15 protein-coding genes are annotated in these 17,778 nt (G+C 62.6%); 3 read left to right on the top strand and 12 right to left on the bottom strand.

Annotated features, from left to right (window positions below; genetic code table 11):
* Window positions 1-4: 4 nt before the first annotated feature.
* Complete coding sequence (gene xylF, locus H096_RS31435) at window positions 5-997, bottom strand: D-xylose ABC transporter substrate-binding protein (protein ID WP_033903110.1); 993 nt, start codon at window positions 995-997, stop codon at window positions 5-7.
* 47 nt (window positions 998-1,044) lie between these two features.
* On the bottom strand, window positions 1,045-2,361 hold the full coding sequence (gene xylA / locus H096_RS31440) for a xylose isomerase (protein WP_033903111.1): 1,317 nt from the start codon (window positions 2,359-2,361) through the stop codon (window positions 1,045-1,047).
* Between the two features lie 139 nt (window positions 2,362-2,500).
* Here xylA and H096_RS31445 point away from each other — a divergent pair, with 139 nt between their 5' ends.
* The gene (locus H096_RS31445; protein WP_033903112.1) at window positions 2,501-3,673 is read left to right on the top strand and encodes a XylR family transcriptional regulator; all 1,173 of its coding nucleotides are present in this window, start codon (window positions 2,501-2,503) and stop codon (window positions 3,671-3,673) included.
* Between the two features lie 88 nt (window positions 3,674-3,761).
* Window positions 3,762-4,739, top strand: a complete 978-nt coding sequence (locus H096_RS31450) for a sugar-binding transcriptional regulator (RefSeq protein WP_033903113.1) — start codon at window positions 3,762-3,764, stop codon at window positions 4,737-4,739.
* Window positions 4,740-4,810: 71 nt separating this feature from the next.
* Here H096_RS31450 and dhaL read toward each other — a convergent pair whose 3' ends face one another.
* From dhaL to H096_RS31475, 5 genes are read right to left on the bottom strand one after another with little or no spacing between them, the layout of a single operon-like run.
* Entirely contained in the window at window positions 4,811-5,458 is a 648-nt protein-coding gene (gene dhaL / locus H096_RS31455; RefSeq protein WP_033903114.1) for a dihydroxyacetone kinase subunit DhaL, read from the bottom strand.
* A 3-nt stretch (window positions 5,459-5,461) separates the two neighbouring features.
* Entirely contained in the window at window positions 5,462-6,463 is a 1,002-nt protein-coding gene (locus H096_RS31460) for a dihydroxyacetone kinase subunit DhaK (RefSeq protein WP_033903115.1), read from the bottom strand.
* 36 nt (window positions 6,464-6,499) lie between these two features.
* On the bottom strand, window positions 6,500-7,258 hold the full coding sequence (locus H096_RS31465) for an SDR family oxidoreductase (protein WP_033903116.1): 759 nt from the start codon (window positions 7,256-7,258) through the stop codon (window positions 6,500-6,502).
* Window positions 7,259-7,272: 14 nt separating this feature from the next.
* Window positions 7,273-8,250, bottom strand: coding sequence for an ABC transporter permease (locus H096_RS31470; RefSeq protein ID WP_033903117.1), 978 nt, complete (start codon window positions 8,248-8,250; stop codon window positions 7,273-7,275).
* The gene (locus H096_RS31475) at window positions 8,247-9,734 is read right to left on the bottom strand and encodes a sugar ABC transporter ATP-binding protein (RefSeq protein WP_033903119.1); all 1,488 of its coding nucleotides are present in this window, start codon (window positions 9,732-9,734) and stop codon (window positions 8,247-8,249) included. Before H096_RS31475 ends, H096_RS31470 begins: the two co-directional genes overlap by 4 nt.
* A gap of 256 nt (window positions 9,735-9,990) precedes the next feature.
* Between H096_RS31475 and rpiB the strand changes: the two genes are divergently transcribed.
* Window positions 9,991-10,473: a ribose 5-phosphate isomerase B gene (rpiB, locus tag H096_RS31480; RefSeq protein WP_033903120.1), complete on the top strand. Its 483-nt coding sequence runs from the start codon at window positions 9,991-9,993 to the stop codon at window positions 10,471-10,473.
* Window positions 10,474-10,479: 6 nt separating this feature from the next.
* Here the strand turns inward: rpiB and H096_RS31485 are convergent, their stop codons facing one another.
* The 5 genes from H096_RS31485 to H096_RS31505 form a co-directional block, all read right to left on the bottom strand.
* The gene (locus H096_RS31485; RefSeq protein WP_033903121.1) at window positions 10,480-11,745 is read right to left on the bottom strand and encodes a carbohydrate porin; all 1,266 of its coding nucleotides are present in this window, start codon (window positions 11,743-11,745) and stop codon (window positions 10,480-10,482) included.
* A gap of 56 nt (window positions 11,746-11,801) precedes the next feature.
* Window positions 11,802-14,210 (bottom strand): glucose/quinate/shikimate family membrane-bound PQQ-dependent dehydrogenase, encoded by a 2,409-nt coding sequence (locus tag H096_RS31490; protein WP_033903122.1) that lies wholly within the window; start codon window positions 14,208-14,210, stop codon window positions 11,802-11,804.
* A 178-nt stretch (window positions 14,211-14,388) separates the two neighbouring features.
* Window positions 14,389-15,129, bottom strand: coding sequence for a helix-turn-helix domain-containing protein (locus H096_RS31495; protein ID WP_033903124.1), 741 nt, complete (start codon window positions 15,127-15,129; stop codon window positions 14,389-14,391).
* A gap of 189 nt (window positions 15,130-15,318) precedes the next feature.
* Window positions 15,319-16,647, bottom strand: a complete 1,329-nt coding sequence (locus H096_RS31500; RefSeq protein WP_033903131.1) for an MFS transporter — start codon at window positions 16,645-16,647, stop codon at window positions 15,319-15,321.
* 65 nt (window positions 16,648-16,712) lie between these two features.
* Window positions 16,713-17,681, bottom strand: coding sequence for a hydroxyacid dehydrogenase (locus H096_RS31505; protein WP_033903132.1), 969 nt, complete (start codon window positions 17,679-17,681; stop codon window positions 16,713-16,715).
* Window positions 17,682-17,778: the final 97 nt, after the last annotated feature.

The following is a 17,778-nucleotide window of genomic DNA, read 5'->3' on the forward strand; positions in this document are numbered from 1 at the left end:
GCGGTCACTGCCCGGCAATCTGCTCTTTGGTATAGAACCCGTCCTTCTCCAACAGGTCGATGTTCGCCTTGGTCAATGGCGTCGGGGTCAGCAGGATGGTGTCGACCTTTTTACTGCCGTTGTCGTACTGCGAGCTGTAGGTGGGCTTCTCATTGCGCGCCAGTTGCACCGAGAGCTTGGCGGCTTCGGTGGCGATCAGTTTGAGCGGCTTGTACACGGTCATGGTCTGCGTGCCGTCGATCACGCGCTTGATTGCGGCGAGGTCGGCGTCTTGCCCGGAAATCGGCACCTTGCCCGCCAGCTTCTGCGCGGCCAGGGCCTGGATCGCGCCGCCGGCAGTGGCGTCGTTGGAGGCGACGATGGCGTCGATCTTGTTGTTGTTCCGGGTCAGGGCGTTTTCGACGATGCTCAGGGCTTCAATGGGGTTCCATTCCTTGACCCACTGCTGGCCGACGATCTTGATGTCGCCCGTGTCGATGGCTGGTTGCAACACCTTCATCTGGCCTTCGCGCAACACCTTGGCGTTGTTGTCGGTGGGCGCGCCGCCGAGCAGGAAATAGTTGCCCTTGGGCGCCGCTTGCAACACGCCGCTGGCCTGCATCTCGCCGACTTTTTCGTTATCGAAGGAGATGTAGGCGTCGATGTCCGCGTTGAGAATCAGCCGGTCATAGGACACCACCTTGATTCCGGCTTTCTTGGCTTCGGCGACGGCATTGGTGAGCACTGTGGCATTGAACGGCACGATGACGATCACGTCGACGCCACGGGAGATCAGGTTTTCGATCTGCGAGATCTGCTTCTGCTCGTTGGCATCGGCTGATTGCACGAAGACCTTTGCGTCGAGTTTTTCTGCGGCGGCAACGAAGTAGTCGCGGTCGCGGGACCAGCGTTCCAGGCGCAGGTCGTCGATGGAGAAGCCGATTTTCGGGTGCGCTGAGTCGGCCATGACGGGCAAGGCGAGCAGGGCCAGGGCAGTGGCGATGAGTGTACGTTTCATGGTTGTGCGTCCTTTTATTGTTGTTGGAAGACTCTAGACAAACACGGTCACCGGTAGATAAAGCGATTCACAACACCCTCAAGCATCTCCTGCCGACCACTCACCGCCTGCGGGTTCAGCTCATGGGAAAACGCGTGCTCGGCCAGTGATTCCAGGCTGAACTCACCCGCCAGCACGGCCTGCCCCAACGGCTGCTGCCAGCCGGCATAACGCTGGTCCTTGAATTGCTGCAGCCGGTCGTTGTCGACCATCGCCGCCGCGCGTTCCAGTGCCAGGGCCAGTACATCCATGGCGGCCACATGCCCGTGGAACAAGTCCACATCGTCCAGGCTCTGGCGACGCACCTTGGAGTCGAAGTTATAGCCGCCATTTTTGAACCCGCCAGCTTTAAGGATTTCATAGGTGGCGAGCGTCATTTCCTCGACGCTATTGGGGAACTGGTCGGTGTCCCAGCCGTTCTGCGGGTCGCCGCGGTTGGCGTCGATACTGCCGAAGATCCCCAGGGACACGGCGGTGGCAATCTCATGATGAAAGCTGTGCCCGGCCAGGGTCGCGTGGTTGGCCTCGATGTTCACCTTGATTTCCTGTTCCAGGCCGTACTCATGCAGGAAGCCGAACACCGTGGCGCTGTCGTAATCGTATTGGTGCTTGGTCGGTTCCTGGGGCTTGGGCTCGATCAGCAGGTCGCCCTTGAAGCCGATCTTGTGCTTGTGCTCCACCACCATGCGCATGAAACGCCCGAGCTGTTCGCGCTCGCGCTTGAGGTCGGTGTTGAGCAGGGTTTCATAGCCCTCGCGGCCGCCCCACAGCACATAGTTGGAACCCTTGAGCCGCAGGGTGGCGTTCATCGCGCTGAACACCTGGGCGGCGGCGTAGGCAAACACTTCCGGGTCCGGATTGCTGGCGGCGCCGGCGGCAAAGCGTGGGTTGCTGAAGCAGTTGGCGGTGCCCCACAGCAGCTTGATCCCGGTCTGTTCCTGATGCCGCTCCAGATGATCGACCATCTGCGCGAAGTGGTGGCGGTACTCCTTGAGCGAGCTGCCTTCGGGGGCGACATCCGTGTCGTGAAAGCTGTAGTAATCGATGCCCAACTTGGAGAAAAACTCGAAGGCGGCGTCCGCCTTGCCGATTGCCAGTTCCATCGGGTCGCCACTGCGCTGCCACGGCCGCTTGAAGGTGCCCACTCCAAACATATCTGCCCCCGGCCAGACGAAGGTGTGCCAATAACAGGCGGCCATGCGCAGGTGTTCGCGCATGGGTTTGCCGAGGATGAGCTTGTTGGCGTCGTAGTGGCGGAAGGCGAGGGAAGCATCGCTGTGGGGGCCTTCGAAGCGAACCTTCTCGACACCGGGGAAGTACGGCATGGCGTTTTCCTTATTGTTCTTGGCGGTGGCTCGATACTAGCAACGGCGTTGGGCCTGCCGATTATGAAAATCATCAAGGGAGAGTGCGATTTTGCGTAGCAGGGGCTAGTCTGTTTCGACTGGCCCCAGGATAAAAACAATGAAAACCCTACCGCCCGTGCACCGCATTGCCTTGCTGTTCAACGGCAGCAAAATCTACGACCGTGGCATCATCGCCGGCATCGGCAATTACCTGAGCAGCACCCGCGCGTCCTGGGACTTGTTCCTCGAAGAAGACTTCCTGTGCCGCCTCAAAGGCATCGAACGCTGGCAGGGCGATGGCATCATTGCCGACTTCGACGACCCGCTGATTGGTGAGGCGCTGGCCGGGAGCAAGGTGCCGGTGGTGGCGGTGGGCGGTTCCTATGAGGATGTGCGGGCCTATCCCAAGGGCATTCCCTACGTGGCCACGGACAACTACGCCTTGATCAAACTGGCCTATGAACATTTGATCGAAGCCGGCCTGACGCAGTTTGCCTGTTTCAGCCTACCCGAAGCCCAGGCCAATCGCTGGGCGCAGGAGCGCGAAAAAGCCTTCAAGCGCTTACTGCGAAGGGATGGCTTGCCCGTGCAGATCTATCGCGGCCTGGGCACCAGTGCGCCGCTGTGGGACAGCGCCGTCGAGCAACAGATTGCCTGGCTGCAAAGCCTGCCCAAACCCATCGGCATTATCGCCGTCACCGACGCCCGCGCGCGGCAGTTGCTGCAGGCCTGCCTGACCGCCGGCATTGCTGTGCCGGAAGAAGTGGCGCTGATCGGCATCGACAACGACCCGCTGACCCGTACCCTCACGCGGGTGCCATTGAGTTCGGTGATCCAGGGCACCGAAACCATGGGCCGCACCGCCGCTGCGCTGTTGCATCAGATGTTGCACGGCAAGCCCTGCGCGGGTACGCAGGTGCTGGTGCCGCCGGATGCAATCAACGTGCAGGCGTCCAGCTTGCATCAACCCTTGGGTCATCCTTATGTGATGCAGGCGCTGCTGTTTATCCGCCAGTACGCCTGCCAGGGCATCAAGACCGCCCAGGTGGCGGCCTATGTTGGCGTGTCCCGTTCGTCCCTGGAGGCGCATTTTCGCAAGGTGCGCGGGTGCAGCGTGCATGACGAGATCCTGCGCTTCAAACTCGCCAGCGCCGCCAAGGGGCTGGAGGATGATCACCTGGCGATTGCCGATATCGCCCAGCAATGCGGCTTCAAGTCCGCGCAGTACCTGCACACGGTGTTCCGTCGCGAGTTCGGCTGCACGCCACGGGAATACCAGCAGAGCCATTAGAAACTTTGCAGGCTTGGCCCATTCGCCGCTGGACTTGCACCGTACAGACTAGGGAGAATGGTTTTTTGTGGCGTAAATGGAAGCTCCCATGACCGACAGTGCCCAGCGTGCCGCCAGCGACATCGACCTGATGACCGAAGTGGCCATGCTTTATTACCTCGACAACATCACCCAGGAAGCCATCGCCAAGCGCTTCGACCTGTCGCGGGTCAAGGTCAGCCGGCTGCTCAAGCGCGCCCGGGATGAAGGGGTGGTAGAGGTGCGGGTGTTGCAGCATCCGGCGTTGAACACGGAGCTGGAGCAGGCGCTGGTCGAGCGTTTCCAGCTGGACCGCGCGTTGATCGCGGTGGACCATGGCGACCCTGACACCCAGCGCTCGGCCGTGGCCAGCCTGGTCGCCAACTACCTGAACAAGACCCTCAGCGACGGCATGATCATCGCCGTCGGCATGGGCCGCAACGTCGGCGCGGTTGCCGAGAATGTGTTCCTGCCGGTGACGCGCAACTGCACGTTTGTGTGTGCGATTGGCGGCTCGCTCAAGGCGGGCGAATACATGAACCCCGACCATATCTGCCGACGCCTGGCCCTACGTTTCGGCGCCGAGAGCGAAACCCTGTACGCCCCGGCCCTGGTGGCCAATCCGGAACTGCGCAGCGTGTTGATCAACAACGACACCGTGCGCTCCACCCTCGACCGCGCGCGCCGCGCCGATATCGCCTTGATCGGCATCGGCGACATGAGCGAGAACAGCAACATGGTGCGCATGGGCTGGTTTTCACCCCAGGAAATCGCCCAGGCCCGTGTGTCCGGTACGGTGGGCGACATGATGGGCTACGACTTCATCGACATCCACGGCCAGCCGGCGGTCAACGCCATGCAGGGCAGGGTGATCGGCTTGACGGTGCAGGAGCTGGTGCGCATTCCCGATGTGGTGGCGATTGCCAGCGAGAACACCAAGGCGGCAGCCACCCTCGGCGCGTTGCGCTCCGGGGTGATCAACACCCTGGCGACGACCGTGTCGAATGCCTACACGATCCTTGCCCTGGATGATGCGACGCGTCGCTAAAGACGACCACATCCTTGTGGTGGGCAGGGCTATTGTGGAAAGCCCGCTCACCACGGGAAGTCTGCTGCCAACTAAGCAACCAACCGCGCCTCCACCGATTCGGCGAGGTCGGTGAGGATCAGGCAGCACGACACCGCGCCGGCATCCAGTACGCCGAGGGAACGTTCCCCAAGGCGGCTGGCGCGGCCGATTTTTGCCACCAGGTCGCGGGTGGAATCACGGCCCTGGGAGGCCGCGCTTTTCATCTGGCGCAAGGCCTCGCTGAACGACGCGCCGCTGGCCTGGGCCTGTTCAAAGGCTTCGACCGCCGGGATCAGCGTATCCATCAGGCATTTGTCGCCCACACCTGCGTCGCTGATGTCCTGCAAGGACGTGAGACCACCGCGCAGCAGCTTGGCGAAGGTCGCCGCGTCAATGCTGTCGCGGCCGCGCACTTCGTCGGCCATGCCGATGAACAGGCTGCCGTAGAGCGGGCCCATGGAGCCGCCGATGCCTTCCATCAGCGCCAGGGTCAGTTCGTCCAGTGCCTCGGCCAAAGACAGCTCGCGGCCTTCGAGGGTCTTGCCGCAGCGTGAGAACCCCTTGGCCATGTTGATGCCGTGGTCGCCGTCGCCGATGGCGCCGTCCACTTCGCTGAGGTATTCGCGGTTGGCGACGATGATCGACACCAGGTTGGTGACGATGGCGCTACCGGTGTTGCTGGGGAAATGCTCGCTCATGCTCTACTCCGACTGGGTCATGCCGATGGAGCGGCAGGGTTGGTCGATCAGGCTGCTCAGTTCGGCGTCGAGGCCGAGCAGGGTCAGGGTCACGCCCATCATTTCCAGCGACGTGAAATAGTTGCCCACATAGCAGCGGTGAATGCGCAGGCCCTTGGTGCGCAGTTGGCGCTCGACCTCGGCGTAGAAAATATACAGTTCCATCACCGGCGTAGCGCCCAGGCCGGAGACCAGCACCACCACGCTCTGGTCCTGGGTGAAGTCGCGGTCGGCCAGGATCGGCGCAAGCATGCGCTCGGCCATGGCCGCAGCGGATTCCACCGGCACCACTTCAATGCCCGGCTCGCCGTGATGGCCGATGCCCAGTTCCATCAGGCCATCGGCAATCTGGAAGTTCGGCTTGCCCACTGCCGGGATGGTGCAGGGCGTCAGGCCCACGCCGATGGAACGGCAATGATCCACGGCTTTCTGCGCCACACGGATCACGCCGTCGAGGTCGTAGCCCTGGGCGGCGGCGGCACCGCCGACTTTCCACATGAAAATCTCACCGGCCACGCCGCGACGCTTGGCGATGTCGGCAGCTGGGGCAGAGGCTACGTCGTCATTGGCGACCACGGTGCGAATGTTCATGTCTTTGCTGGCGGCCATTTTCATCGCCAGCTTCACGTTCATGTTGTCGCCGGCATAATTGCCGTACAGGCACGCCACCCCCGCGCCCTGGTCAGCGGCGCGGAATGCATCGAAGAAACTCTTGGCGGTGGGCGAGGAGAAAATCTCGCCGACGGCGACCGCATCCACCAGCCCTGGCCCCACATAACCCAGAAACGCCGGCTCATGCCCCGAACCGCCACCCGTGACAATGCCCACCTGGCCGGCCGGTGAGGTCTTACGCTTACCGATGACCCGTGGGTTGCTCTCGTACTGCGCCAGTTCCGGGTGCGCCAGGAGGATGCCGGCGAGCATGTCCTCGACCACCAGGTCCGGATCGTTGATGACTCGATTCATAGGGTGTTTCCTTGTTCTTATCTGTCTGGAATCGGATTACTGAATGCTGTAGCCGCCGTCGATCACCACGTTTTCGCCGGTGATCATCTTGGCCGCATCGCTGACCAGATAAAGCACCAGGCCGGCGATCTCTTCCGGCTGGGCGAAGCGCCCCACCGGGATCTGCAATTTGGCCTTCTCACCCAGTTCGCCGGCCCACGCCTTCTTGCCCAGGGCGGTCTCGACGATGGTCGGCGAAACGGCGTTGACGTTGATGCCGTGGGGTGCCCACTCCATGGCCAGCACCTTGGTCATGCCGACCACTGCCGCCTTGCTGGCGCAGTAGACCACATGGCGATCAAGGCCAATCACCGCCGCTTGGGAGGCCAGGTTGACGATGCGCCCGCCGCCTTGTTCGATCATATGCCGGGCACAGGCCTGGGCCACGAAGAAGCTGGCCTTGAGGTTGATGTCCAGGGTGGTGTCCCAGGCGTTTTCGCTGACGTCCAGGGCCTTGTCCAACAGCGCGACACCCGCGCTGTTGACCAGGTAATCAATGCGCCCGAGTCCGGCGTGGGCCTCATCAATCGCAGCCTGTACCGAATCGAGCTGGCGCAAATCAGCCACCAAGCCCAAATGCCCCTGGCCGAGGCCGGCAGCCACTTCCACCACCGCCGGGTCACGATCCAACAGGACCACCCGCGCACCGCGCTCCACCAACAAACTCGCGCAGGCCAGGCCGATCCCGGCGGCGCCCCCGGTGATCACGGCGCAACGGCCGGTGAGGTCGAACGCCTGGTTCCAGAAATTGGACATTGCACACACTCCACTTAGCGTTTTTTCTTGCGCCAGACATCGATCAGCACCGCAAGTACGATGATCAACCCCTTGGCCACTTGTTGGTAATACGACGACACCCCGAGCAGGTTCAAGCCGTTGTTGATCACACCGATCAGCAGCGCGCCAAACAAGGTGCCGACGATGCTGCCGGTGCCGCCGGACAGGCTGGTGCCGCCGATCACCACGGCGGCAATCGCGTCCAGCTCATACGACACGCCGGCCTGGGGCAGGGCCGAGGTGGTCCGCGCCGCCAGCACCACGCCCGCGAGTCCCGCCAGCAGGCCCGAAATCACATACACCGAAAACGTCACCTTGCGTACGCCAATGCCGGAAGTGCGCGCGCTTTTTTCATTGCCGCCCACGGCATACACATAGCGACCGTAAGTGGTGTAGCGCAGCACCATCCAGAAGATCAGCGCGACCACCGCAAAGATAATGATCGGCACGCCGATGGGGCCGAGCTTGCCGATACCCAGGGCCAGGAAACTGTCCGGCAGGTCGGTGACCGGGCTGCCATCGTTGAGGATAAAGGTCATACCCCGCGCCACGCTGAGCATGCCGAGGGTGGCGACAAAGGGCGGAATGCTCAAATTGGCAACCATGAACCCGTTGACCACGCCCAGCATGGCCCCGGCAAACATCCCGGCACTCACCGCCGCCAGCAGGCCGAAGCCCTGGGTCGCGACCAAGGCGCTGCACAAACCGGCAAACGCCAGGATCGACCCCACCGACAGGTCGATGCCCTTGGTCAGGATCACGTAGGTCATGCCCACGGCGAGAATGCCGTTGATGGAAGTCTGGCGCAGGATGTCCATCCAATTGCGCCAGGTCATGAAGTATTCGCTGGAAAACGCCATTACCAGGCACAGCAGGATAAACACCAGCGGCAGGCCAAAACGGTCGAGGGACAGGCGCAGGCGGTTGCGCGGCGCGGCGGTAACGGGGGCGGCGAGGACTTTGCTATTCATGAGGCAAGACTCAACAAGGCTTCCTGGGAAAGGGCGGTGTCGGTGCTGACGGTCACCAGCCGGCCGCCCTTGAACACGGCGATGCGATCACTCAGGTGCAGCAGCTCCGGGGCTTCGGACGAAACCACGATGGCCGCGCCACCGGCGCGCACGAATTCATCCAGCAAGTGATAGATCTCCTGCTTGGCGCCTTCGTCGATGCCGCGCGTGGGTTCGTCGCAGAGCAGGCAGATCGGCTGCGTCGACAGGCATTTGGCGAGCACGACTTTCTGTTGGTTGCCGCCGCTCATGGACTCCACTGGCAGGTCCAACGAGGAGACTTTGATCTGCAGACGCTTGACCATGCTCTGGGCCAGGGCGTTTTCCTTGCGCGCATTGATCACCGACCAACTCGACAGCTGCTTATAGGCCGACAACGCAATGTTGGCGAGGATGCTGCCACTGAGCACCAGGCCGCTGTCTTTGCGGTCTTCGGTGACCAATGACATACCGGCGCGAATCGTCGCCGCTGGCGTGCCGGTCGGCAACGGCTGGCCTTGCAGGGTGGCGCTGCCAGCGTCCGGCAGGGTCAGGCCGTACAGGCAGTTGAGGAATTCGCTGCGCCCCGAGCCCATCAGGCCGTAGATGCCGAGGATTTCGCCCTGGCGCAGTTGCAGGCTGATGTCCTGGAACTCGCCGTCGCGGCTCAGGCCACTGACGTCAAGGCAGGTTGTGGCAGCGCATTCGCGGCCGACCTTGTGGTCGATGCGTTGCAGCTCCTGGCCGACGATGCCGCGCACCAGGTGGGCGAGGTCGATATCGGCCATGCGCCCGCTTTCCACAAAGGCGCCGTCGCGGAAGATGCTGTAGTCATCGGCGATCTGCGCCAGTTCGCTGAGGCGGTGGGACACGTAGATGATGCCGGCACCCCGCGCCGTCAGGCGGCGGATCGCCTTGAACAGGGTTTCGGCTTCGCGCTCGCCGATGGCTGAAGTGGGTTCGTCCATGATCATCACCTGGCAGTCATGGCTGAAGGCCTTGGCGATCTCCACCAACTGAATCTGCGCCACGCTCAGGCGATGCATGGGGCTGGTGGCGTCGACGTCGAATTCCAGGCTTTGCAGCAATTCGCGGGTGCGCCGGTTCAGTTCCTTGCTGTCGACGATGCAGCCAGCGCGGCGCGGCTCGCGACCCAGCCAGATGTTCTCGGCCACGGTCATGTAGGGGATGGGTTCCAGTTCCTGGGTGATCATCGCCACGCCCGCGGCGAGTGCCGCACTGGGGCGGTCGAACTGCACCGGTTCGCCGTTGAGCAGGATGGTGCCGACGTCACGCTGGGTGATGCCCATGAGGATACTGAGGAAGGTCGATTTGCCGGCGCCATTGCCGCCGCACAGTGCGTGCACGCTGCCGGCCCGCAGGGAGAGACGCCCGTCGCGCAGGGCAGGGACCCCGGCATAGGCTTTGGAAACTTGTTCAGCCTGGAGCAGTAATGGCGTGGCCATCGGTGTGTCCTCTTGCTGATTTTCTTATTAGGTAGGCTTAACCAACAGCCTGATCATATGATCGGATAGTGATCATATGTTTAAACTGCTTGAGGCGGTTTTGTCAATCCTTTGCCCACGGCTCTCGCCGAGGTTTTGGCGTTATTTAGTGTTTGGGTCTTTAAATAAGCCTTGACAGCGAACTGCTCATCGCCCGCTAATGATTGTGCATAATTTCAGTGGGTGATCATTTGATCGGTCTGATGGAGAAACAGTAATGGGTGCACAAACGACGTTTTCGGTGGCCATCGGATGCGACGAGGCGGGCTTCGAGCTCAAGGAATTGCTCAAGCGCTTTATCGAAGGCCTGGGCTATGGGGTCGAGGATTTTGGCTGTCATTCGTCCAGCCCGGTGCTGTATCCCGATATCGCGGCGGCGGTGGCCATGGCGGTGGGGGCGGGTGAGCAGCGCCTGGGCGTGTTGATTTGCGGCACGGGCATTGGCATGGCGATCTCTGCCAATAAGATCAAAGGCGTGCGGGCTGCACAGGCTCACGACACGTATTCGGCCGAGCGAGCGCGCAAGAGCAACGATGCGCAGATCCTGTCCATTGGTGCGCGGGTGATCGGGTCCGAGCTGGCTAAGAGCATCGTCAAAGTGTTTCTGGAATCGGAGTTCGAAGCGGAGCGCTCCGGCAAAAAAGTCGAGCGCATCACTGCGCTCGAACAGGCGAACAGGGCGTTGCCGTCAGACGACTGAGCCGTTTCAGAACACCGCCTTGACCTGCAGGCCCAGCACCAAGGCGTTGTCGATGTTGTCACCGGAAAACGCACCCGGCTCGATGATGTATTGCACATCCGGGCGCAGGGTCAGCCAGGGCGTGGCCTGGTAGCCGTAGCTGAGTTCGATCAGCTGTTCGGCATTGCTCAGGTTGGGGTATTCGTTGCCGGCGTTGAAGGCTGCCAGCTCCTGCACCTCGCGGCTGCGCGGGTTGGGCGCGGCGCGACCGTAACCCAGGGCCAGGGTGTCACGCGGCCGGCCTTCGAACGGCTTGTACAGCACCACGCCCGCGCCATACCACTTGCTGAACGGCGAAGCCGCTTCACTGGCGGCAGAGTATTGACCGAAGGCGTGCAGCACGCGGCCGGCGGAGGAGTCGGAAGCCCAAACGGCCTGGTCGATCAGCAGGTAGTGGCCGCCGCGACCGCTGACTTCCTTGCTGCTGCCGATGCGTTTCACGTCGGAGCTGTCGTAGTAATAGCCCAGCTTGTATTCACCCGGCAGGTTGCCCGCGTGTTTGTACACCAGCTCGATCGGCACCACGGTGCCGGTGGTGTGTTTGGGTCCCAGTTTCCAGGCGCGGCTGGAGTTGCCGTTGCTCTCCGGGTCCACGTTGAACGCGGCGACGCGCAGTTGCCAGTTGGGCGCAAAGTCGTATTTCACCCGCGCACCCAGGCGCGCATTCGGGTAGTTGGTCCAGCCGCTGCCGCCGGACATGTTCAGCGGGTGCCCGCAGAAACCGGCGTTCATGAAGTTGCACAGAATACCGCTGTCCAGGCCGCCGAGGTCATTGCCCATGGCCATGTAGCCGAGCTTGACGTTGAGGGCCGGCGTGAACAGCGTGCGCTCGTAGCTCAATTCGGTCAGGCGCGTGTAGAGGCCACCGTAGTTTTCCTGGATCGGCAGGCGGTTGCCCACCAAATCTTCGGAAGCGCTGTTGCCGCGACGGTCGTTAATAGTGACTTGGATGCGGTCGCCATTATTGAAACCGTAGAGCTTGCCCAGGTCGAACTGCACGCTCAGCTTGAGGTTCTGCGAGTAGCGCGCCGAGCGATGCTGGCCACCGTGGGCGTTGTAGGCGGTTTCACCGCTGTAGTCGCCGGTAAAGCGGATGCCTTGCGCGTCGAGTTCGCGGCGCAGGCCGCCCCAGTCACCGGTCAGGGTGGTGTCATCGGCTTGCACGGGCAGGGCGGCACCCAGGGCGAGGCCCAGCAACAGGCGCCCAAGGGGAATATGAGAAGTGGGGGTCATGCGGGTTTTTCCAGGCAGAAGGCGCGGCGCCGGGGGAGGCGCCGCGCGAACAGGGGTTATGGCAGGGCGTAGGCGATCACGTAGTCGCCACGGTCGGTGGACTGGCGTGCGCCACCGGCGGTGATCACGATGTATTGCTTACCGGTTTTCGGCGACACGTAAGTCATCGGGCCACCTTGGCTGCCCACGGGCAGGCGGGCTTTCCAGACTTCATCACCGTTACCGCTGTTGAAGGCGCGCAGGTAGAAATCCTGGGTGCCGGCGATAAAGATCAGGCCGCCCTGGGTCGACAGGGTGCCGCCGAGGGTTGGCAGGCCGATCTTGATCGGCAGGTGCATGCGAATGCCCAGCGGTCCGGTGTCTTCCACGGTGCCGACCGGCACTTGCCAGGCGACCTTTTGCGTCTTCATGTCGATCGCGGTCAAGGTGCCGAACGGCGGCGCCTGGCACGGAATACCGGCCACCGACAGGAATCGGTTCTTGTTCACGGCATACGGCGTGCCCTTGAGCGGCACGGCGCCCATGCCGGTGTTGAGCGCTTCGCCACCGGACGCGGCCTGGGCCTTGTTCTGCGACGGCACCATCTGGATCCACAGGCCCAGGCGCATGTCATTGACGAAGATAAAGCCGTGTACCGGGTCGGTGGAAATACTGCCCCAGTTCATGCCGCCCAGGGAGCCTGGGAAACTCAGGGATTTATCGGTGCCCGGCGCGGTGTACAGGCCGTCGTAGCGCATGCCCTTGAAGTCGATACGGCACAGCAGCTGATCGTAGGGAGTGGCGCCCCACATGTCCGATTCGGTCAGGGTTTGCGCGCCGATCTGCGGCATGCCGACGGATTTCGGCTGTGTCGGGGCGTAGGGTTCGTTGGGGATGTTGGCGGCCTTGACCGGAACTTCTTTAACGTCCGTCAGCGGTTTGCCGGTGGCGCGGTCGAGCACGTAGATCTGCCCGGCCTTGGTGCCGATCACGACCGCAGGCACGGCTTTGTCACCGCCCGGTGGCGTGAAGTCGATCAGGCTTGGCTGCATCGGCAAGTCGAAGTCCCACAGGTCATTGTGGACGGTCTGGTACACCCACTTTTCCGCGCCGGTGGAGGCATCCAGCGCCAGCACCGAAGCGCCGTATTTGTGGTTGAGCTGGGTGCGTTCCACGCCGTAGATGTCGGTGGACGAGCTGCCCATCGGCAGGAAGACCGTGTTCATCAGCGGGTCGTAGGACATCGGCGCCCAGCTGTTCGGCGTACTGCGCACGTAAGTGCTGCCGTCAGCCGGGGCTTTTTTTTCTTCCGGGTTGCCGGGGTCGAAGGCCCAGCGCATCTGGCCGCTGATCACGTCGAAGCCACGGATCACGCCGCCGGGCATGTCGGTCTGCACGTTGTCGGCCACGCGGCCGCCGACTACTACGGTGGTGCCGGCGATCAGGGGTGCGGAAGACAGTTGGTAGTAGCTGTCCGGCACGTTACCCAGGCCGGCTTTCAAATCCACCTGGCCGTGGGTGCCGAAGTCTTCGCAGAATTTGCCGGTATCGGCATCTACGGCGATCAGGCGCGCGTCGATGGTGTTGGTCAGCAGGCGACGCTGGCATTGCGCACCGGCCGGAACACTGGCGGCAATGATTGGCGAGCTATTCGGCTGGGTCGGCTGGGCAATCGGCGCGGTGGCGTCGAAATACGCCATGCCACGGCAACGCTGCCACACCGCCGATTTGGCGTTGACCTCGTTCTTCCACAGCTCTTTGCCGGTGTCGGCGTCCAGGGCGATCAGGTTGTTGTGCGGCGTGCAGATGAACACCTTGTTGCCGATCTGCAGGGGCGTCAGCTGGTCTTCGGCACCGTTGCCGTCGCTGATGGCGACGTCGCCGGTGTGATAGGTCCAGGCCACTTTGAGCTTGTTGACTGTGTCACGGTTGATCTGGTCCAGCGCAGCGAAGCGGCTGCCGCCTTCGGTGTTGCCGTAATGCGCCCAGTCTTTCTGCGCGTCGGCCGCAGCCACCGGGGTGATACCTGGGCCGGCACCGGTCGGCGCCACGCTCGGGTGGGCGACGAACATGTTGCCCGCCGCGACTGCCACGCCCAACGCCAGTACGCCAGCCACCGCATAGGCGCCACGTGCAGGCCGGTTGACGAGCAACGGGTACACCAGCGCCACCACCATGCCGATGGCTGCGAACATGAACACGCGGGAGAACAACGGCCAGAACACCAGGCCCACGTCCGCAACGGCCCAGATGGCCGTGCCGATCAAAAAGGCGGCGAACAACCAGGCACCGGCCGGCTTGCGGCCGGCGATCAGCAACCCGGCAATCGTCATGACTGCGCCGCCGATCAGGAAGTACCAGGAGCCTCCCAGGCTGACCAGTTTGACGCCGCCAATGACCAGCGCGAGGCCGAGCAGGGCGATGATCACGCCCAGGCCCAGCAGTAAGAATCTAGAGGCGCCAGCGGCGCGCGATGCTCGTTTCATGTCGACAGGACTCGAATGTGAGAGGGCAAAGACGCGATTTTAGCAAGATAAGTAACTGGTTAGTACATTAGAGTCCTGCAATAGACTATTACAGGTGCTGCGATGATGGGATGTGGTGGAGTGTCGCTCAGGGTGCGATCCGTCTCGCACCCTGCTGTTCTGCGCATCCGTGATGAGTTTAGTCGGCTTTTTTGCCGCGCAGCTTTTTCTGCAGGGCGTCGGTGTCGGCCAGTGCGTCGCCACCCAGGCTACGGGTCAGTTCGACGGCAGCTTGCTGGAACAGCGGGTGCAGCGTCTGCGCCTGTTCGGCGGTCAGGCGGCTGGCGGGGCCGGACAGTACCAGCGCACCGATCAGGTTTTCTCCTGGGCCGAAGATCGGCAGGGCCATGGACGAGGCGTGGGGGTCGGTGGCGCCGTGGGAGAAAATCGGCTTGATCATCTTCGCGGCCAGCGAATAGGGCGTGCGCAACGCCTCGGCCCCGGCGGCACCGTCCATGGGGCGGGTGTCGCCGGGTTGCAGGTGCAGGCGCAGGTGGTGGGGGGAGTTCACACGGTACAGGCACATCCGATAAGCGCCGTGGCGTACATAGAAGGACGCAGTTTCGCCAGTTTCTTGAGTCAGGCGGTGCAGCAGTGGGGTGATGTGGCGTTCAAGGTCGAGGCCGTCCTGATACACGGTGTTCAAGCGCATGATCTCGGTGGCCAACTGATAGCGACCGTCGGCCAGGCGGGTGATCAGGCCGTGATCCTCCAGCGAGACCATCAAGCGCATGATGGTGCTTTTGATCAGCCCGGTGCGGGCGGCGAGTTCGGCCAGTTCCAGGGCGGTATCCCCCATGCGGAAGGCAGTGAGCACGGTGAGCACCCGATCGGCCGAGGCCACCCCGGTGACTGCGGGGCGTGGGCGGGTTTTTACCATGGGGTGCTCCTTGTTGGGGGGAAGCTGCAAAATACTGGTATTGGCGGATGGGGGCAATCTTGACTGAGCACTGTACCTGTGGCGAGGGCGCTTGCTCCCGTTGGACTGCGTAGCAGTCCCATTTTTTGGGGCCGCTTCGCGATCCAACGGGAGCAAGCGCCCTCGCCACAGGTGGGTGGCATTAGGATTTCAGTTGGCGTTGGCGGCTTTATTGAACTCCATGGTTTCCTTCATCTGCTTGCGCCCCATCAACAACACCATCACCGCACCCGCTGCACACAGTGCTGCCAATGGCAGCAGCGCAATGGCGTAACTGCCCGTCGCGTGATGAATCGTGCCGTACACGTTAACCATGATCCCGCCGCCAATCAGGTTGGCCATCGCGCCCACCGCCGCCAAGCCAGCGGCGGCGGTCGAGGAGGAGAGCCAGGTGGAGACCAGTGCCCAGAACGGGCCCTTCATGGAGTACGCACCGATCAATACCATCGACAGCATGATCACCGTCGCCACCAGGGATGAGGTGACCAGTGCCAACAGCAGGCCGCCCGTGATCAGTAGCAACGTGGTCGCGGTGTGCCAGCGGCGTTCGCCGGTTTTATCCGAGCTGCGGCCCCACAGGATCATCAGGATCGATGCCAGCCCATAGGGAATGGCGTTGACCAGGCCGATTTCCAGGTTGTTCAAGCCAAAGGTCTTGAGCAATTGCGGCGCCCACACGCTCATCGTGCTACCGGCCGCCGACGCGCCGGAGTAGATCAGCGCCAGCACCCAGATGTGTTTGTGGCGCAGCAGTTTCCAGAGTGAGATATGCCCAATGGCGGTTTTGCGGCTGCGCTCTTCGTCAAGGCGGCTGGTGAGCCAATGGCGTTGCTCGTGGCTCAGCCATTTGGCTTGCTCCGGGCGATCGGTCAGCACAAACAGGCAGGCAATGCCCAGCAGTACCGCCGGAATGCCTTCGATGATGAACAGCCAGTGCCAACCGCGCATGCCGAACCAGCCGTCCAGGCTCAACAACAAGCCGGACAGCGGCGAGCCGATGAAGTTGGCACCGGGAATTGCCACCATGAAAATAGCGACCATGCGCCCACGGTACGCCGCTGGCAGCCAGTAGGTGAGGTACAACAGCACGCCCGGAAAGAAGCCGGCCTCGGCCGCACCCAACAGGAAGCGCATCACATACAGCGAGTTGGCGCCGGTGACAAACGCGGTGCCGGCGGAAATCAGACCCCAGGTGATCATGATCCGCGCAATCCACACCCTCGCGCCGAAGCGCTGCAGGGCCAGGTTGCTCGGCACTTCCACCAGGAAGTACGAGACAAAGAACAGGCTGCTGGCAAAGCCGAAGATTGCCGGGGTCAGCCCCAGGTCCTGGTTCATTTGCAGCGAGGCCATGCCGATGTTGCCACGGTCGATGATCGCCAGCAGGTAGCACAGGATCAGGAATGGCAGCAGTCGCCAGGCCACCTTGCGCATGGTTGAGCGCTCAAGGGCGCTGATGTCGGTAGAACTGATAGGCATGACTCTCTCCCGTGTTGTTTTTTTTGGAGAAGCGTGATGAGCCCGCGCGTAATCGGCGGACGATGTCAGTGTGCGTAGAGATGGCGGTTGACCACCGCACGCGGCGGCGGCGCGATGCCGTCCCAGAAATCGATGATGTGTTGCAGGGCCAGCAGGCCCACGCGGTCCCGTGCTTCGGCGGTGTTGGCGCCCACATGGGGTGTGGCCACCAGGGTCGGCAGGCCCCACAGCGCCGAGTCGGCAGGCGGCGGTTCGGGGTTGAAGGTGTCGAGCCCGGCGCCGGCAATCTGCCCGGTGCTCAAGGCGTGGACCAAGGCTTCGGTATCGATCAGTTCACCGCGTGCCGTGTTGATCAGAATGCTGCCGGGGCGCATGCGCTTGAACTGCGCGGCGCCAAACAGGTTGCGGTTCTGCTCGGTCAGCGGGCAATGCAGGCTGATGATATCGCAGCTCGCCAGCAGGTCATCAATGGTGTCGACGCGCTCCACGTTCGGCAGGTCGGCCAGGTACGGATCAAACACTTTGATGGTCATGCGCAGTGGCGCCACCAGTTCCATCAGGATCCGTCCGATGGCGCCCAGGCCCACCAGGCCCAGGGTCTTGCCGGACAGTTCGATGCCCACCGAAGTGGTCTTGTCCCAATGCCCGTCACGCATCCGCGCGTCGAGCAGGGCGGTCTGGCGCGCCACGCTGAACATCAATGCCAAGGCGTGTTCGGCCACCGATTGCGCGTTGGCGCCCAGGGCGATGGTCACCGGGATCTGGCGCTCGGCAGCGGCGGCGATGTCGATGGTGTCGTAGCCCACGCCGTGCTTGGCGATGATTTTCAGTGCGGCGGAGGCGTTGATCATCTCGCGGGTCAGTTGGCCCTGGCGCACGATGATCGCGTCCGGTTGTTCGCGGGCAATCATCGCGATGAGTTCATCGGCCGGTGCGTAGGGCGTGGTGGGGATGATGCGCACGCCGTGGGAGGCGGCATGGGCCATGGCGTCGGCGGTCAATTCCGGGCCGGTCAGCAGGAGGGTTCGGGTCATTTCTGTGCACCTTGGTGTTTTTGTCGGTGTGCGGTAGTGGCAGGAAATTAGCATAATGAAACGCCGTTGCAATAAATAAATTTTCAGTGGTCACCTA

The organism is Pseudomonas sp. FH1 (assembly GCF_000510895.2).
Classification (GTDB): domain Bacteria; phylum Pseudomonadota; class Gammaproteobacteria; order Pseudomonadales; family Pseudomonadaceae; genus Aquipseudomonas; species Aquipseudomonas azotoformans_A.

Excerpts from the sequence above, each read along its gene's own strand:
- xylF (WP_033903110.1), bottom strand. The coding sequence starts at position 997 with ATGAAACGTACACTCATCGCCACTGCCCTGGCCCTGCTCGCCTTGCCC.
- xylA (WP_033903111.1), bottom strand. The coding sequence starts at position 2,361 with ATGCCGTACTTCCCCGGTGTCGAGAAGGTTCGCTTCGAAGGCCCCCAC.
- H096_RS31445 (WP_033903112.1), top strand. The coding sequence starts at position 2,501 with ATGAAAACCCTACCGCCCGTGCACCGCATTGCCTTGCTGTTCAACGGC.
- H096_RS31450 (WP_033903113.1), top strand. The coding sequence starts at position 3,762 with ATGACCGACAGTGCCCAGCGTGCCGCCAGCGACATCGACCTGATGACC.
- dhaL (WP_033903114.1), bottom strand. The coding sequence starts at position 5,458 with ATGAGCGAGCATTTCCCCAGCAACACCGGTAGCGCCATCGTCACCAAC.
- H096_RS31460 (WP_033903115.1), bottom strand. The coding sequence starts at position 6,463 with ATGAATCGAGTCATCAACGATCCGGACCTGGTGGTCGAGGACATGCTC.
- H096_RS31465 (WP_033903116.1), bottom strand. The coding sequence starts at position 7,258 with ATGTCCAATTTCTGGAACCAGGCGTTCGACCTCACCGGCCGTTGCGCC.
- H096_RS31470 (WP_033903117.1), bottom strand. The coding sequence starts at position 8,250 with ATGAATAGCAAAGTCCTCGCCGCCCCCGTTACCGCCGCGCCGCGCAAC.
- H096_RS31475 (WP_033903119.1), bottom strand. The coding sequence starts at position 9,734 with ATGGCCACGCCATTACTGCTCCAGGCTGAACAAGTTTCCAAAGCCTAT.
- rpiB (WP_033903120.1), top strand. The coding sequence starts at position 9,991 with ATGGGTGCACAAACGACGTTTTCGGTGGCCATCGGATGCGACGAGGCG.
- H096_RS31485 (WP_033903121.1), bottom strand. The coding sequence starts at position 11,745 with ATGACCCCCACTTCTCATATTCCCCTTGGGCGCCTGTTGCTGGGCCTC.
- H096_RS31490 (WP_033903122.1), bottom strand. The coding sequence starts at position 14,210 with ATGAAACGAGCATCGCGCGCCGCTGGCGCCTCTAGATTCTTACTGCTG.
- H096_RS31495 (WP_033903124.1), bottom strand. The coding sequence starts at position 15,129 with ATGGTAAAAACCCGCCCACGCCCCGCAGTCACCGGGGTGGCCTCGGCC.
- H096_RS31500 (WP_033903131.1), bottom strand. The coding sequence starts at position 16,647 with ATGCCTATCAGTTCTACCGACATCAGCGCCCTTGAGCGCTCAACCATG.
- H096_RS31505 (WP_033903132.1), bottom strand. The coding sequence starts at position 17,681 with ATGACCCGAACCCTCCTGCTGACCGGCCCGGAATTGACCGCCGACGCC.